This is a genomic window from Catenulispora acidiphila DSM 44928 (assembly GCF_000024025.1).
GTDB classification, from domain to species: Bacteria; Actinomycetota; Actinomycetes; order Streptomycetales; family Catenulisporaceae; genus Catenulispora; species Catenulispora acidiphila.
Genome location: NC_013131.1, coordinates 416,242 through 431,848 on the forward strand (window position 1 = coordinate 416,242; position 15,607 = coordinate 431,848).

The 15,607-nt window shown below is 69.4% G+C and carries 16 protein-coding genes; 11 read left to right on the forward strand and 5 right to left on the reverse strand.

Annotated elements, in window-relative coordinates:
- Window positions 1-196: 196 nt before the first annotated feature.
- Entirely contained in the window at window positions 197-2,584 is a 2,388-nt protein-coding gene (locus CACI_RS01855; RefSeq protein WP_012784621.1) for a galactose-binding domain-containing protein, read from the forward strand.
- A 65-nt stretch (window positions 2,585-2,649) separates the two neighbouring features.
- On the opposite strand, the gene CACI_RS01860 is transcribed toward CACI_RS01855, so the two are convergent.
- Window positions 2,650-3,642, reverse strand: coding sequence for a LysR family transcriptional regulator (locus CACI_RS01860; protein ID WP_012784622.1), 993 nt, complete (start codon window positions 3,640-3,642; stop codon window positions 2,650-2,652).
- 121 nt (window positions 3,643-3,763) lie between these two features.
- Between CACI_RS01860 and CACI_RS01865 the strand changes: the two genes are divergently transcribed.
- Window positions 3,764-4,684 (forward strand): zinc-binding dehydrogenase, encoded by a 921-nt coding sequence (locus CACI_RS01865; RefSeq protein ID WP_012784623.1) that lies wholly within the window; start codon window positions 3,764-3,766, stop codon window positions 4,682-4,684.
- Between the two features lie 68 nt (window positions 4,685-4,752).
- Entirely contained in the window at window positions 4,753-5,166 is a 414-nt protein-coding gene (locus tag CACI_RS01870; protein WP_012784624.1) for a nuclear transport factor 2 family protein, read from the forward strand.
- Window positions 5,167-5,292: 126 nt separating this feature from the next.
- Here the strand turns inward: CACI_RS01870 and CACI_RS01875 are convergent, their stop codons facing one another.
- Together CACI_RS01875 and CACI_RS01880 are read right to left on the reverse strand one after the other, a co-directional pair.
- Complete coding sequence (locus tag CACI_RS01875; protein ID WP_143765118.1) at window positions 5,293-5,769, reverse strand: GNAT family N-acetyltransferase; 477 nt, start codon at window positions 5,767-5,769, stop codon at window positions 5,293-5,295.
- A gap of 11 nt (window positions 5,770-5,780) precedes the next feature.
- Window positions 5,781-6,245 (reverse strand): MarR family winged helix-turn-helix transcriptional regulator, encoded by a 465-nt coding sequence (locus CACI_RS01880; protein ID WP_012784626.1) that lies wholly within the window; start codon window positions 6,243-6,245, stop codon window positions 5,781-5,783.
- A gap of 74 nt (window positions 6,246-6,319) precedes the next feature.
- Between CACI_RS01880 and CACI_RS01885 the strand changes: the two genes are divergently transcribed.
- Window positions 6,320-6,955 (forward strand): MBL fold metallo-hydrolase, encoded by a 636-nt coding sequence (locus tag CACI_RS01885; protein WP_012784627.1) that lies wholly within the window; start codon window positions 6,320-6,322, stop codon window positions 6,953-6,955.
- Window positions 6,956-7,036: 81 nt separating this feature from the next.
- On the opposite strand, the gene CACI_RS01890 is transcribed toward CACI_RS01885, so the two are convergent.
- Entirely contained in the window at window positions 7,037-7,687 is a 651-nt protein-coding gene (locus CACI_RS01890; RefSeq protein ID WP_012784628.1) for a TetR/AcrR family transcriptional regulator, read from the reverse strand.
- Between the two features lie 95 nt (window positions 7,688-7,782).
- Here CACI_RS01890 and CACI_RS01895 point away from each other — a divergent pair, with 95 nt between their 5' ends.
- Together CACI_RS01895 and CACI_RS01900 are read left to right on the forward strand one after the other, a co-directional pair.
- Entirely contained in the window at window positions 7,783-8,814 is a 1,032-nt protein-coding gene (locus CACI_RS01895) for a medium chain dehydrogenase/reductase family protein (RefSeq protein ID WP_012784629.1), read from the forward strand.
- A 44-nt stretch (window positions 8,815-8,858) separates the two neighbouring features.
- On the forward strand, window positions 8,859-9,263 hold the full coding sequence (locus CACI_RS01900) for a nuclear transport factor 2 family protein (RefSeq protein ID WP_012784630.1): 405 nt from the start codon (window positions 8,859-8,861) through the stop codon (window positions 9,261-9,263).
- Window positions 9,264-9,442: 179 nt separating this feature from the next.
- Here CACI_RS01900 and CACI_RS01905 read toward each other — a convergent pair whose 3' ends face one another.
- The gene (locus CACI_RS01905; protein WP_012784631.1) at window positions 9,443-10,336 is read right to left on the reverse strand and encodes a LysR family transcriptional regulator; all 894 of its coding nucleotides are present in this window, start codon (window positions 10,334-10,336) and stop codon (window positions 9,443-9,445) included.
- Between the two features lie 108 nt (window positions 10,337-10,444).
- On the opposite strand from CACI_RS01905, the gene CACI_RS01910 reads away from it, so the two are divergent.
- From CACI_RS01910 to CACI_RS50915, 5 genes are all read left to right on the forward strand, one after another.
- Window positions 10,445-11,149: a succinate dehydrogenase gene (locus tag CACI_RS01910; protein ID WP_012784632.1), complete on the forward strand. Its 705-nt coding sequence runs from the start codon at window positions 10,445-10,447 to the stop codon at window positions 11,147-11,149.
- A complete protein-coding gene (locus CACI_RS01915; RefSeq protein ID WP_012784633.1) occupies window positions 11,146-13,095 on the forward strand; it encodes a fumarate reductase/succinate dehydrogenase flavoprotein subunit in 1,950 nt (649 codons plus the stop codon). Before CACI_RS01910 ends, CACI_RS01915 begins: the two co-directional genes overlap by 4 nt.
- Window positions 13,092-13,841, forward strand: coding sequence for a succinate dehydrogenase/fumarate reductase iron-sulfur subunit (locus tag CACI_RS01920; RefSeq protein ID WP_012784634.1), 750 nt, complete (start codon window positions 13,092-13,094; stop codon window positions 13,839-13,841). The genes CACI_RS01915 and CACI_RS01920 overlap by 4 nt, the downstream gene beginning before the upstream one ends.
- 416 nt (window positions 13,842-14,257) lie before the next feature.
- Window positions 14,258-15,205 carry a chitinase gene (locus tag CACI_RS01925; protein WP_012784635.1) on the forward strand — a complete coding sequence of 316 codons (948 nt, stop codon included), beginning with the start codon at window positions 14,258-14,260 and terminating at the stop codon, window positions 15,203-15,205.
- A gap of 234 nt (window positions 15,206-15,439) precedes the next feature.
- Entirely contained in the window at window positions 15,440-15,604 is a 165-nt protein-coding gene (locus CACI_RS50915; protein WP_190276709.1) for a hypothetical protein, read from the forward strand.
- The last annotated feature ends 3 nt before the right edge of the window (window positions 15,605-15,607 follow it).

A 15,607-nucleotide genomic window follows, 5' to 3' on the forward strand; every position in this document is an offset into this window, starting at 1 on the left:
TACACCGGCTCCGCGGGGCGTTTCCCGGGGTGAGCCAAAACCCTGCGATACTCCCGCGTCCGCGCAGCGCCTTCGGGATCTTACGTATTTGAATCAGGTTATTGCATGAAGGCATCTGGCTTGTAACTATGACCGGTGCGAAAGTTTCATCTCTGTGTCGAAAGCGCGTCACCTCCAGCTAGGAAGGGATGAGCACATGACGGTCACACGCCGAAGATTCCTCACCACCGCCGCGGCCGGCTCGGCCGCGGCGCTCCTCGCGGGCCCGGACCTGCTCGCCGCGCCGGCGGCGCGCGCGGCCAGCCCGGCCGGCGACGTCGTCGGCAAGATCACGGTGGGCTACCAGGGCTGGTTCGCCTGCGCCGGCGATGGGGCGCCGATCGGCGGCTGGTGGCACTGGGCCCAGAACTGGGCGCAGACGCCGTCGCCGTCCAACAACGTCATCAAGGCCTGGCCGGACATGCGCGAGTACACGCACGCGTATCAGACCGCGTACTCCAACCTCGGCAACGGCCAGCCGGCGACGCTGTTCTCGTCCTACGACCAGCAGACCGTCGACACCCACTTCCTGTGGATGCAGCAGAACGGCTGCGACACTGCGGCCCTGCAGCGCTTCAACCCGAACAGCTCCGAGGGCCCGACCCGCGACGCGATGGCGACGAAGGTGCGCTCGTCCGCCGAGACCCACAGCCGCAAGTTCTACATCATGTACGACGTCACCGGCTGGACCGCGATGCAGGCGGAGATCAAGGCCGACTGGACCAGCAAGATGTCGGCGCTGACCGCCTCCAGCGCCTACGCGCACCAGAACGGCAAGCCGGTGGTGGGCATCTGGGGCTTCGGCTTCAACGACGCCAACCACCCCTGGGACGCCGCGACGTGCCTGGACGTGATCACCTGGTTCAAGAGTCAGGGCTGTTACGTGATGGGCGGCGTGCCGCGTGAGTGGCGCACCGGCACCGGTGGCTCGCGCGCCGGCTACCTCGGCGTCTACCACGCCTTCGACATGCTCTCGCCGTGGATGGTCGGCGCGATCGGCACCGCCGCCGACTCCGACAACGCCTATACCAACCTCACCGTGCCGGACCTCGCGGACTGCACCGCCAACAACGTCGACTACCAGCCGTGCGTCCTGCCCGGCGACCTGTCGGGGCGGCAGCGCGTCCACGGCGACTTCATGTGGCGGCAGTTCTACAACATGGCGCGCGCCGGGACGCAGAGCGTTTACATCTCCATGTTCGACGAGTACGGCGAGGGCAACCAGATCGCCAAGACCGCGGAGAACCAGTCGATGTCGCCGAACGGCGCCGGCCTGCTGGCGCTGGACGAGGACGGGACCGCGTGCTCCTCGGACTACTACCTGCGGCTCACCGCCGACGGCGGCCGGATGCTGAAGGGGCAGATCCCGCTGACCGCGACCCGCCCGACGCAGCCGGTCGCCGGCTCCGGCGGGGGATCGGGCAACCTGGCGCTCGGCAAACCGGCCTCCGCCAGCGGGACCTCACAGAACTTCGGGCCGGGGAACGCCGTCGACGGCGACCCGAACACGTACTGGGAGAGCGTCAACAACGCCTTCCCGCAGTGGTTCCAGGTCGATCTGGGCTCGGTGGCGGCGGTCGGCTCGGTGGTCATGAAGTTGCCCGCTTCGTGGGGCGCCCGCACGCAGACGCTGGCCCTGGCGGGCAGCAGCGACGGCAGCACCTTCAGCACGCTCGCGGCATCCGCGGGCCGCACCTTCGATCCGGCGACGGGCAACACGGTGACGATCAACGTCGGTACCGCATCCGTGCGCTATCTGCGTGCCACCTTCACGGCGAACACCGGCTGGCCCGCCGGACAGCTCTCAGAATTCCAGGTCTTCGCGCCGACCAGCGGCGGCGGTGGCGACACCACGCCGCCCACCGCTCCGACCAACCTCGCCGTCACCGGTCACACGTCGAGCAGCGTGTCGCTGTCCTGGACCGCGTCGACTGACAACATCGGCGTCACCGGGTACCAGGTGCGGGTGAACGGCACGACGGCGCTGACCGTGACCAAGACGACGGCGACTGTCACCGGTCTTTCGCCGTCCACGGCCTACAGCTTCGCCGTCGTCGCGACCGACGCCCTCGGGAACGTGTCGCTGCCCTCTGCGACAGTGTCGGCGACGACGGACCCCGCCACGAACGCCAACCTGGCGCTCGGGAAGCCGACCTCCGAGAGCGGTCACACGCAGAGCTACGCCTCGTCGAACACCGTGGACGGCGACGCGAACACCTACTGGGAGAGCGTGGACAACGCGTTCCCGCAGTGGCTGATGGTCGATCTCGGCGCGGTGACATCGGTATCCCGGGTCGTGCTGAAGCTCCCGCCCGCGACCGCTTGGGCGGCCCGCACCCAGACCGTGGCGGTCACCGGAGGCGCAGACGCCAGCGCCGCCTCGACACTGTCCGCCTCCGCCGGCCGCCTCTTCGACCCGGCAACCGGCAACAGTGTGACGATCACGTTCCCGGCGACGAGCGTGCGCTACGTCCGGCTCACCTTCACCGCGAACACCGGATGGCCCGCCGGCCAGATATCGGAGTTCCAGGTCTACGCGAGCTAGGGCCCGCACGCCTGAGTGCAGTCCCGCAGGGCTCGAGTGGTGTCGTCGGCGATCTTCTGGACGGCCTACTTGCGCTCTGCGGGATGCCAGACCTCTGATACGTCGCCGGCGGGCAGCCAGTCGCGACCCGGTTGGTACTCCAGCCATCGGCTTCGGCCTGCGACGTCGGCGAAGGCTCGCAGGAGGGGCTCGATGCCCGGATGCGGATCCGCTGCCCGCCAGACCAGCGACCACGCATAGAGCGGCGTGGGCTCGACGAGGGGGAGTGACCGGACGCGGGTACGTTCCGGCAGCTCCAGATCTGCCGGGATCAGCGCGAAGCGCACCGGATCGGCCGCCACCTGCTCCAGGAAGCGGTCGATGCCGAGATTCGCCGTGCCGGACTCGGCAGTGATGTCGAAGTGCTCTGCGAAGCGCTGAAAGAAGTCCAGCCGGTTCAGCGCCGCGGGACACCACAGAACGCTGTCGCGCAGCTCCGCAGGCCGTACCTCCGACTGGCCGGCGAGCCGATGATCTTCACTGATCACCACGTCTACCGGCTCCAGGCGTACCAAGCGATGCGTGTACGCCGCGTCCCGAGTTCCGCCGCCCCCGCTGCCGACCCCGCCGCCGACCCCGTGCACACGCCCGAAGCCGACATCCGTGGCGCTCCGATCCAACGCGTCCAGCACGCCCGGCAGGTCGCGCCCGGGCCCGGTCTCCACTGTCACCGCGCCCCCGACGCGCTCGATGACCGGCGCGAGCGTCCGCATCGGCGCGAACAGGTGACCCCAGTAGTCGATCCGCAGCGGCCGCTCGACGTGGCGCGCCGCCGCCACGGCGGCGTCGCCGTGCGCCAGCGTCTGGCGCGCCGGCTCCAGGAAGCGGCGGCCGGCGTCGGTCAGCTCGACCGCGTGCCCGCCGCGCAGGAACAGCTGCACGCCGAGCTCGCCCTCCAGCCGGGCGATCCGCTTGGACAGCGCCTGCTGGCTCACCGCGAGCTGCTCGGCGGCCTGCCCGAAGTGCAGCCGCTCCGCCGCCGCGACGAACGCCCGCACCTGCGCCAGATCAAGATCCATGCCCTCCACCTTGGCCTACCACCGGCGGTTGTCGAAACCGGCAGCCGGTTGTTGGACCGGCCTTTCACCCCGGTGGTCTTCTTGATCTCGCAGGCAAGAAGCACACGAAGGGGAGAACGCCATGAAGGCCATGACAGCCACCGGCCGCACCGAACCGTCCGTCGCACTCACCGCGGTGGACCAGCCGCAGCCGCGTCCGGACGAGGCGCTGGTGAAGGTGGAGGCGTACTCCGTCAACCGCGGCGAGACCTTCCAACTCGAGGCGCCGCGCCCCGGCTGGCGCCCCGGCAAGGACGTCGCGGGCCTCGTGGTCCAGGCCGCGGCCGACGGCTCCGGCCCGGCGGTCGGCGCCCGCGTCGTCGGCCACCCGCCGCAGGGCGGCTGGGCCGAGTACGTGGCAGTCCCGACCAGCTCTCTGGCCGACCTCCCCGACACCGTCCCCGCCGCCACCGCCGCCGCGCTGCCGCTGGCCGGGCTCACCGCGCTCCGCCTCCTGCGGGTGACGCGAGCCGCCGCCGGCAGCAGGGTCCTGATGACCGGCGCGTCCGGCGGCGTGGGCCACTACTTCGTGGAACTCGCGGCGGCGGCCGGGCTGGAGATCACCGCGGTCAGCTCCTCGCCCGAACGCGGCGCCCGGCTGCTGGAGCTCGGCGCGGCGCGCGTCGTGCCCTCGATCGACGCAGCCGAGGGACCTTTCGACATCGTCCTGGAATCCACCGGCGGCCCGAACCTGCCGGCCGCCCTGGCCAAGCTCGCCCGGCGCGGAACGCTGATCTGGTTCGGCCAGGCCAGCCGGCAGCCGGCAACGCTCGACTTCTTCGACTTCTTCGCCGGTCCCGAGTCCGCCACGATCCGGCACTTCCACTACGCCGACTCCGACTCGACCTACGGACAAGACCTGCAGACGTTGGTACGCCTCGTCGCCGCCGACCGCCTGCACCCGGAGATCGGGCTGGTGACGGACTGGACCGGGACCGCCGACGTCCTGACTCTCCTGCGCGATCGAGGAGTACGCGGCAACGCAGTCCTCACCATCGCCTGACGCCACCATCTGACAGACCCGAATACCCCGAATACATAGACTCAAGATCACCCCGAAGGAGCATCACCATGACCACCATCACCGACCCGAAGACCGTCGTCGTCCGCTACGTCGAGGCAGTCCGCGACGGCGACACCGAGACCATCGTCGCCAGCTTCGCCGAGCACGCCACCTGGCTCTACCCCGGCAACCTCCCGATCTCGCGCCTGTGGGAGGGCCGCGACGCGATCATCAACGACTTCCTCGGCGGCATGGGCGCCTACCTGGACACCTCGGCGCCGGTCGTGATCGCCCTGGTCCACGCCTTCGCCGACGGCGACCAGGTGCTGGCGGAGTGGACGTCGAAGGCGACCGCCGCCAACGGCGCGACCTACGACAACCGCTGCGCGGCGGTCTTCACCGTCGAGGACGGGAAGATCACGTCGGTCCGGGAGTACGCGGACACGCACCACGTCGCCGCCGTGCTCTTCGGCGAGGCCTGAGCCGCGCTTTCCCTCGGCACCGGCCGCCTTCGCACGAGCGAAAAGCTCGTCAGGGCGGTCGGTGACGACGTATGCCCGAACGACCCCGGAGCCAACCGCCAGTCGTCGCCGTCGCCGTCGCCGTCGCTACAGAGTCTTCTCGAACCAGTGGTTCGCGTACTTGCTGTCGTTGTAGGCCGGGATCTCGCGATAGCCGTACCGCGCATACATCGCGCGGGCCTCCACCAAGTCGCCCCGCGTGTCCAGTCGGATGGCGCGCGCACCGAGTTCGGCAGCCGCGCGATCGGCTTCGCCGAGCAACAATCGCCCGCCACCGGAGCGCCGGAACTGCGGACGGATGTACATCCGGCTCAGCTCGGCCACCTCCGGCGCCAGCATCCGCACGCCGACGCAGCCCGCGGGCTCCTCGCCGACGCTCGCCACCAGGAATGCGACCAGATCATCGTTGGGCTCGTCGCGCATCGCCGCGTCGACTTCGCCCGGCTCGCACGGCCGTCCCCAGTACCTGCTGACCAACTCGTCGTAGTACGAGACCAGCAGATCGATCGCGTCCGGTTCCCGCACCGTGGCGCGGCGCGCCGTCCACGCGTCCGTCGTCGTCATGCCGTCCATCATCACGTCGCTGTCATCTGGTTAACGGCGACGGAAACCCGGTCGAGCAGATCCAGCGCCCGCGCCAGGACGCGCAGTTCGTCCGCGTCCAGCGCCTGGTCCAGCGCTGCGGCGAGCAGCACGGTGCGCTGTCGGCGGTCGGCGTCGAGCGCATGCCTCCCCGCCTCGGTCAGCGCGAGGATCTTCTTGCGCGCGTCGTCCGGATCGGGTCCGGCGCTGAGGAATCCGGCGTCGGCCAGGTCCTTCACGGTCGCGGCCATCGTCTGGTGCCGCACGCCGCGGCTTGACGCCAGATCGGCTGTGGTCATCGGTCCGCGCGCGGCGAGCAGATCGAGCACCGCCGCCGGGATGGGAGCGATCCGGTCCACCGCACGGGTGCTGCGGACCAGAGTGCCGACCGCGCTGCGCAGGTGCGTGGCCACGTCCTCGACGGCAGGAGGCGGCGGGTCCGCAGGGGTGGCGTTCACGGTCTCACGCTATCATGTGTACAGGGAATACTGTACAGTTATCCCTGTACATCGAAGAACGTCAGGAGCTCACCATGCAGCTGATCAAGCACGCCCACGCCTGCGTCTCGCTGGTCGGCGACCAGGGGCGGATCGTCATCGACCCCGGGACGCTGACCCCCGACGCGGCCGCGGCGGTGGCCGCCGCCGAAGCGGTGCTGATCACCCACGAGCACTTCGACCACTTCGACGAGGACATGCTCGCCAAGGCCCTGGACGCGCGTCCCGAGCTGCGGGTCTACGGTCCCGCGAGCGTGGTCGGGCGCTGGGAGGCGCGGCGCGGGCAGGTCACCGCGGTGGCCGCCGGCGACCGGCACGCCGTGGCGGGGTTCGACATCGCCGTCTTCGGCGAGCTGCACGCGCTGATCCACCGCGACGTGCCGCGCGTGACCAACGTCGGCTACCTCGTCGATGAGAAGCTCTACCACCCCGGCGACGCCTACCACGTACCCGAGGCGCCGGTCGAGACGCTGCTGCTGCCCACGAGCGGACCGTGGACGAAGCTCGGCGAGGCGGTCGACTACGTGCGCGAGGTCGCGCCGAAGCAGGCCGTCCAGATCCACGAACTGCTGCTCGCCGAGGTGGGCCAGCAGGCGGCGAAGACCATGATCGGCAACCTGACCGAGGCGGCCATGGCGATCGTCCCGGTCGGCGAGGCGATCACCGTCTGACCACCGTCTGACCACCGCCAAATCACCGCTCGGTGATCCCGCGCCGTCGCAGGCTGAGTAGCTGGTAAATCAGCCAGTGAATCAGTAACCTGCGACGGCCTCGACCTCGGCCGCGTACAGCAGCGCCGGGTCGAATTCCATGCCGGCGAAATGCCCGGCCAGCTCCAGCGACAGCACCCCGTGCAGCCGCGTCCACAGGATGACGGCGCGGTGCAGTGTCGTGCCTTCGCCGGCGTGCGCTCCAGCCCACGGGCTGTGCTGCTCCAGATGTGTCTGCACCGGCGACGGCGGCAGGGCGCCGAGCCCTTCGGCGCTGCTGGCGTCGAGCAGCAACGCCATCACGTCGTTGGCCAGCCGCGTGGTGTCCTCCGGCGCCTGGTAGCCGGGTACCGGCGTGCCGTAGATGAGCAGGTAGCGCTGGGGGTCCTCCAGCGCCCACTCGCGCAGCGTCCGAGCCAGACCCCTGAGACCGGCGCCGTCCGCGACCGCCGCGCGCATCGCGTCGGCCATGCTCTGGTAGGCGTCCCGGATGAGCGCCGTGATCAGCTCGTCGCGATTGGCGAAGTACCGGTACAGCGCCGGGCCGCTCATCCCCATCTGCTTGGCGATCGCGTTCAGCGACAGGGCGGAGGCGCCCGCGGTCGCGATCTGCTCCCACGCGTGCTGCTTGATCTCCTCCTGCACCTGCGCGCGATAGCGCTGCCTGGGGGTTCCGGTCTCCGTCTGCACCATGGTTAGAGGCTATCACTCATGCGATTGACATTCACTCGATCGAGGGGTTATAACTTGTAACGAACGCAAGAGCTTCTAGAGAAAGGGCCGCGGCCATGACCGATCAGACTCTCGTCCAGGTGGTTCTGCCGGGGAAGGTGGAGCCGGAGGACCTGCAGGTCCAGCACGCGGCCGTGCCGCAGCCGGCCGTCGGCCAGGTCGTCATCGCCATGGAGGCGACCGGCGTCTCCTTCGCCGAGCAGCAGATGCGCCGAGGGCGCTACTTCGACCAGCCGCCGTTCCCCTTCGTCCCCGGCTACGACGTGGTCGGCCGGGTGTACGCGGTCGGCGCCGGGGTGGATCCGGGCCTGCTGGGCCGGCGCGTGGCCGTGCTGACCAAGGTCGGCGGCTGGGCGAGCCACGTCCTGGCTGACGCCCGGGACGCGGTCGAGGTCCCCGAAGGGCTGACCGCCGAGCAGGCCGAAACCGTGGTGGTCAACGGGATCACCGCCTGGCAGATGCTGCACCGCCGCGCTCGGGTGAAGGCCGGCCAGACGGTTCTGGTGCACGGCGTCAACGGCGGCGTCGGCTCGGTCCTGGCCCAGCTCGCGATGGCGGCCGGCGCGACGGTGATCGGTACTGCCTCGGCCCGGCATCACGACGCCCTGCGCGCCGCCGGGATCCTGCCGGTCGACTACCGCGCCGGGAACGTGCCCGAGCAGGTCCGCGCCCTGGCTCCGCACGGCGTGGACGCGGTCTTCGACCACGTCGGCGGACGCAGCGTCATCGACTCCTGGCACCTGCTCGCCCCCGGCGGCACGCTCGTGTCCTACGGCTCCGCCTCGACCCGCGACGACAGCGGCTGGAAGCAGTGGCCGGTACTGAAGATCCTGGCCCGCACCACGCTGTGGACCCTGCTGCCGAACGGCCGCAGCGCCTCGTTCTTCAACATCTGGGCCGGAAAGAAGCTGAACCAGGACCGCTTCCGTGCCCGGCTGCGCGCCGACCTCACCGAGGTCTTCGCAGCCCTGGGACGCGGCGACATCGTCACCACGATCGCGGCCCGGCTACCGCTGGCGCAGGCCGGCGAGGCGATGCGGCTGGCCGAGTCCGGGACGGTCGCCGGAAAGATCATCCTGACGCCCTGAACCGCGCTGGCCGACACCGAATCAGAACCCGAAGGAGCACTCCCATGACCACCCCCGAGATCGTCACCGCTTGGGCCGCCGCCTGGACCGGCACCAACCCGAACGCCCTCGGCACGCTGTTCGCCGCCGACGGCACCTACGTCGACCACGCGATCGGCGCCACCATGACCGGCCGCGAGCAGATCTCCGGCTGGAAGGCGCGCACCGACGCGATGATCGAGAACGTGCACGTCACCATCACCAAGGCCTACCGTGCCGGCGACCACGTCACGATCGAGGCCGTCTACGGCGGTCACATCAAGGGCGCGCCGACGCCGTTCGCCGTCCCGATGGCGACCCTGCTCCGGACCCGTGGCGAGGAGATCACCTCCGACCAGGACTACTACAGCCTGAGCTCGGTCCTCGCACAGTCCGGCTTGCCGGCCGACTGGACCCCGTCGGACTCCTGAGCGCCGACCGCCGAGCAGACCGTCGACCCGACCTCCAATCGCCGAGCAGACCGCCGAGCGCCGAGCGCCGACCCGATCGCCGGGCGCCGAGCCGATCGCCGAGCGCCGCGCAGACCGCCGAGTGCCGATCCGATTGCCGAGCAGACCGCAGACCGTGCCACCGACCAGACCGCCGACCGTCACTCTGCTGTGGTGCGCTCGAGCAGCGTCCGCCGGAACTCCTGCGCCGCACGCGGCAGCGCCACATCGGTGCGATGCGCCAGCGCGATGGTGCGGTGCAGCGCCGGCGGCGCGATCGGCGTGACGCGCAGGCTCGGATCGACGTTCTGCGCCACCATGCTCGGCACGATCGCCACGCCGAGCCCGGCCCGCGCGAAGCCGAGCACCGCGTCCATCTCGCCGCCCTCGATCGCGAAGACCGGCTCGAAACCCTGCGCGCGGCACGCCGCCACGGTCAGGTCGCGCAGGTCGTAGCCGTGCCGGAACATGATCAGCTGCTCGTGTTCGAGGTCTGCGATGCGCACCTGCCGGCCGTCGCCGGGCGGCGGGAGGTTCGGCGCCGAGACGACGACCAGATCTTCCCGCAGCAGCTCCTCCGTGGTGAGCGCCGGCGACGGGGACGGCAGCGGCAGCACGACCAGGGCCAGGTCCAACGCGCCGCGTGCCAAGTCCCGGACCAGGTCGTGCGAACCGCTCTCCTGGACCAGCAGCTGGATGCCGGGATAGCGCCGGTGGTAGGTCCGAAGGACGTCTGGAAGCAGTCCCGTACATAGAGATGGCGTCGCCCCGAGCCGCACGTGACCCCGCCGGAGCTCGGCCAACTCCTGAACCTCGCGCCGTGCCGCATCGGCGTCCGCGAGGATGCGCCGGGCCATCGGAAGCAAGGCCTCGCCGGCGTCGGTCAGCGTGATGTTGCCGCGGGCGCGCAGGAAGAGGTCCGCCCCGAGTTCGTGTTCCAAGGCTCTGATCTGCTGGGACAGTGAGGGCTGCGTCACATGCAGGGCTTCGGCGGCGCGCGTGAAGTGGCGCGTCTCGGCCACCGCGATGAAGTATCGGAGCTGGTGGAACTGCATGACGCTTGATCCTTTTCCCGGTCCCCGGCTCTATCATAGGCGATGCCTATCGTCACCAGCTGATCCATGTCTTGGACCAATCAAGGATCCGCTTCTAGCGTCGAGCGCATGGTTACCGCTACGTGGACGGACCGGCGTCCGCCTTCCCTGCGCACGGCTTGGGACAGCTCCGTCGGCAAGAAAACCGTCATGGCGGTCAGCGGCCTGGTCATGGTGCTCTACCTGCTGGCCCACGCGTTCGGGAACCTGAAAGTCTTCTTCGGCCCGGGGCAGTTCGACAGCTACGCGCACTGGCTGCGGACCATGGGCGAGCCCGTCATGCACTACAGCTGGACGCTGTGGGTCATCCGGGTCGTGATGGTCCTCGCCGTGGTCGCGCACACGGTCTCCGCCTACCAGCTCAGCCGCCGCGACATCCGGGCGCGTCCGGTGCGGTACGAGCACCGCAAGGCCGGGAGCAGCTACGCGACGCGGACGATGCGCTGGGGCGGGATCATCCTCGGGCTGTTCATCATCTGGCATCTGCTCGACCTGACGACCGGCACCGTGCACTCCGGATTCCAGCCGGGCCATCCCTACGCGAACGTCGTCTCGACCTTCAACCACTGGTACGGCGACGTCATCTACATCGTGGCCGTGTGCGCGCTGGGCCTGCACATCCAGCACGGCTTCTGGTCCGCCGCGCAGACGCTCGGCGTGGGCAGTGCGAAGCGCGACCGCCTGATCAAGACCACCGGCAACGTGGTCGCCGTGCTGCTCACGCTCGCCTTCGTGGCGGTGCCGGTGGGCGTGATGAGCGGAGTGGTGAAGTGACCGATTACACGGATTACACCGTCGGCGACCCGATCGCCGACGCCAAGGCTCCGGCCGGACCGATCAGCGAACGCTGGGACACCCGCCGCTTCGAGGCCAAGCTGGTCAACCCGGCGAACCGGCGCAAGCGCACGGTGATCGTCATCGGCACCGGCCTGGCCGGCGGATCCGCCGGAGCGACGCTGGCCGAGGCGGGCTACCACGTCGTGCAGTTCTGCTTCCAGGACTCGCCGCGGCGCGCGCACTCGATCGCCGCACAGGGCGGGATCAACGCCGCGAAGAACTACCGCAACGACGGCGACTCGGTGCACCGGTTGTTCTACGACACCGTCAAGGGCGGCGACTTCCGGTCGCGCGAGTCGAACGTGCACCGGCTGGCGCAGATCTCCGTGGAGATCATCGACCAGTGCGTCGCGCAAGGCGTGCCGTTCGCGCGCGAATACGGCGGGCTGCTCGACACGCGCTCGTTCGGCGGCGTGCAGGTCTCCCGTACCTTCTACGCGCGCGGGCAGACGGGGCAACAGCTGCTGCTCGGCGCGTACCAGGCTATGATGCGGCAGGTCGCCGCCGGCAACATCGAGCTCCACGCGCGCACCGAGATGCTCGACCTGATCGTCGTCGACGGCCGGGCTCGCGGCATCGTCGCGCGTGACCTTCTGACCGGCGAGATCTCCACGTACTTCGGCGACGCGGTCGTCTTGGCGTCCGGCGGTTACGGCAACGTCTACTACCTGTCGACCAACGCCATGAACTCGAACGCGACCGCCATCTGGCGCGCGCATCGTAAGGGTGCTTACTTCGGAAACCCCTGCTACACGCAGATCCACCCGACCTGCATCCCACGCACCGGCGACCATCAGTCGAAGCTGACGCTGATGTCGGAGTCGCTGCGCAACGACGGCCGGATCTGGGTGCCCAAGGCGAAGGGCGATTCGCGGTCTCCCGACGCGATCCCCGAGGACGAGCGCGACTACTACCTGGAGCGTCAGTACCCTTCCTTCGGCAACCTCGTTCCCCGCGACATCGCCTCGCGCGCCGCGAAGAACGTCTGCGACGAGGGTCGCGGCGTCGGACCCGGCGGGCAGGGCGTGTATCTGGACTTCGCCGACGCCATCAAGCGGCTGGGGCGCAAGGCGGTCGAGGAGAAGTACGGGAACCTCTTCGAGATGTACCAGCGGATCACCGATGAGGATCCGTACCGCGTTCCGATGCGTATCTATCCGGCCGTGCACTACACGATGGGCGGCCTGTGGGTGGACTACGACCTGCAGACCACGGTCCCCGGGCTGTTCGCGGTCGGCGAGGCGAACTTCTCCGACCACGGCGCCAACCGGCTCGGCGCGTCGGCGCTGATGCAGGGACTGGCCGACGGCTACTTCGTGCTCCCGGCGACGATCAGCGACTACCTCGCGCGGCACGCCGGCGACGTGCCGGTGACCGCCGACCACCCGGAGGCGGTCGCGGCGGTTCGCGAGACGCAGGAACGGCTGGACGCGATCCTCGCGGTCGACGGCGACCGCACCCCGGACTCCTTCCACCGCGAACTCGGCGAGCTGATGTGGGAGTTGTGCGGCATGGCGCGCGACGAGGCCGGGCTGCGCAAGGCGCTGGACCAGATCCCGGCGATCCGTGAGGAGTTCTGGCGCCGGATCAAGGTTCCGGGCACCGGCGAGGAGTTCAACCAGTCGCTGGAGAAGGCGAACCGGCTCGTCGACTACTTCGAGCTCGCCGAGCTGATGTGCCTGGACGCCCTGCACCGCGGCGAGTCCTGCGGCGGCCACTTCCGCACCGAGTCTCAGACCCCTGACGGCGAGGCGGCGCGCAAGGACGAGGAGTTCTCCTACGTCGCCGCCTGGGAGTACACCGGCCTGGGGCAGGCGCCGGTCCTGCACCGGGAAGAGCTCGACTTCGAATACGTCCACCCTGCTCAACGGAGTTACGCATGAAGCTCACTTTGCGCGTCTGGCGGCAGGAGAACGCGTCCCGGCCGGGCCGCATGCAGCCGTACGAGATCGACGGCGTCAGCCGCGACATGTCGTTCCTGGAGATGCTCGACGTCCTGAACGAGAAGCTGATCCTCGACGGCGAGGACCCGGTCGCCTTCGACCACGACTGCCGCGAGGGCATCTGCGGCGCCTGCTCCCTGATGATCGACGGCGAGGCGCACGGACCCGAGAAGAAGACCACCACCTGCCAACTCCATATGCGCAGCTTCCGCGACGGCGCCACCATCGACGTCGAACCCTGGCGCGCCGCCGCCTTCCCGGTGGTCAAAGACCTGGTCGTGGACCGCTCAGCCCTGGACCGCGTGATCCAGTCCGGCGGCTACATCACCGCCCCCACCGGCGCCGCCCCCGAAGCCCACGCCACCCCGATCCCCAAGCCCGCCGCCGACCTCGCCTTCGAGAACGCCGAATGCATCGGCTGCGGCGCCTGCGTGGCCGCCTGCCCCAACGGCTCAGCCAGCCTGTTCACCGCCGCCAAGATCAACCACCTCAACACCCTCCCCCAAGGCGCCCCCGAACGCGAAACCCGCGTCCTCACCATGCTCCAGCAAACCGACGCCGAAGGCTTCGGCGGCTGCACCCTCACCGGCGAATGCGCCACCGCCTGCCCCAAGGGCATCCCCCTGGCCTCCATCGCCGCGATGAACAAGGAATGGCTGCGCGCACAGCGAAAGGCCTCGCGCTGAGCGACGCAGAGCACGGGCCGATGCAGGGCTCGCCGGCGTGAGGGCGCCGGCGAGCCCGACGCGCTGGGCTCGAGCTCGCTTGGTCGTGCGTTGAGCCGGGCTTGGTGCTTGCTTGGCTGTGCGTTGAGCCGGGCTTGAGGGATCGGGCGTGCTTGGTCGCGGTGAGACCGAGCTCGGCTGATGCTGGCGGCTCGCTGGTCCGGCTGTATTTGAGCTAGTCGTTCCGGTGCTGACATGCGCCCTAGTGGTTGCTGCGGCTCTCTGATCGTCCGTGTCAGACCCGCCGTCGCCGTTGCGGACAGCCTCTTGACGCCTGCGTGGTTGGTGCCTACGCTCCCGCATTGAGTAAGGAAACCTTACTAACACGAATTGCGTCGGAACGCAGGTATCACCCCCACGCCACCTGGAGGATCCGCATGCCCAGAACTGTTCGCAAGAGTCTGATAGCCGGTGCGGCTTTTCTGCTGCCAGCTGCTGCTGTCGGGGTCGCGGCGGGTGCTTCGACCGCCGCTGCCGCCACTCATGCCGCGTCGTTTCCCGCCCACTACTCCGCGCCGTATCTGCAGATCTCGTCGAGCGATGCCAAGGACATGGCTGCGGACATGGCGGCCAGTGGCGACAAGTTCTACACGCTGGCGTTCCTGACGCCGAAGTCGGGGTGTACGCCGGAGTGGGAAGACGGCGGCGACTCGGTGGGGGCGTTCAGCTCGCAGATCACCGCGCTGCAGAACGCCGGCGGGAACGTGATCATCTCCTTCGGCGGGGCGGAGGGCGGGGAGTTGGCGCAGACCTGTACCAGCGTCTCCAGTCTGGAGGCCGCGTACGCCAAGGTCGTCAGCACGTATCACGTCACGCGCCTGGACTTCGACATCGAGGGCAGCGTGCTGGACAACAAGACCGCCAACTCCCGGCGGGACCAGGCGTTGGCGGCGCTGCAGAAGGCGAATCCGGCTGTGCAGGTCGACTTCACGCTCCCGGTCGACCCCACCGGTCTGGAGTCCAACGCCACCGCGCTGCTGTCCGACGCCAAGAGCAAGGGCGTCGCCGTCAACCTCGTCAACATCATGACGATGGACTTCGGCGACGGCCAGAACGCGCTGAAGGACGCCGAGTCCGGCGCCAACGCGACCGTCCCGCAGCTCGAGAAGGTCTTCGGCGTCTCCAGCACCAAGGCCTGGAACATGCTCGGCCTGACCCCGATCGCCGGCAAGAACGACGACAACGAGAACTTCACCCAGGCCAACGCCTCCACGCTGGAGAGCTTCGCCGCCTCCAAGGGCGTGCAGGAACTGTCCTTCTGGGAAGTCGACGGCTACGACAAGGGCGTCGGGTACGCCTACTCCAAGATCTTCAACAAGATCTAGCCGCCGCCTCGGGCGGTGATCCCAGCCTCCGCCCGAGAATCCGCAGCACCCCGCAGCCCCACCCGCAGCCCCGGACCGCCCATCAGCGGCCCGGGGCTTCGCAGCATCCTCAAACCCCCACCCCCGCCCCGTCAACCACACACCGACGACGCCCCCGCCTTCCACCCCACGGCATACGCCACCGGTAAACCGCAGCACGGCGACCCGCGGCCTTTCCGGCGTTACGCTGCGGCGATGCAGACAGTCGGGATCGGCCTGTCGACCCGGGCGCAGGCGGTCGTGGTGGCGTACGACGCGGGACTGGTCGTGCCTGGAAGCGGCCGCGACGGAACGTCGTCCACCTCCGTGTCAGGACGCTTCGCTACAGTCCCGGTCACCAGGACGCACCCACGGGAGTGATCG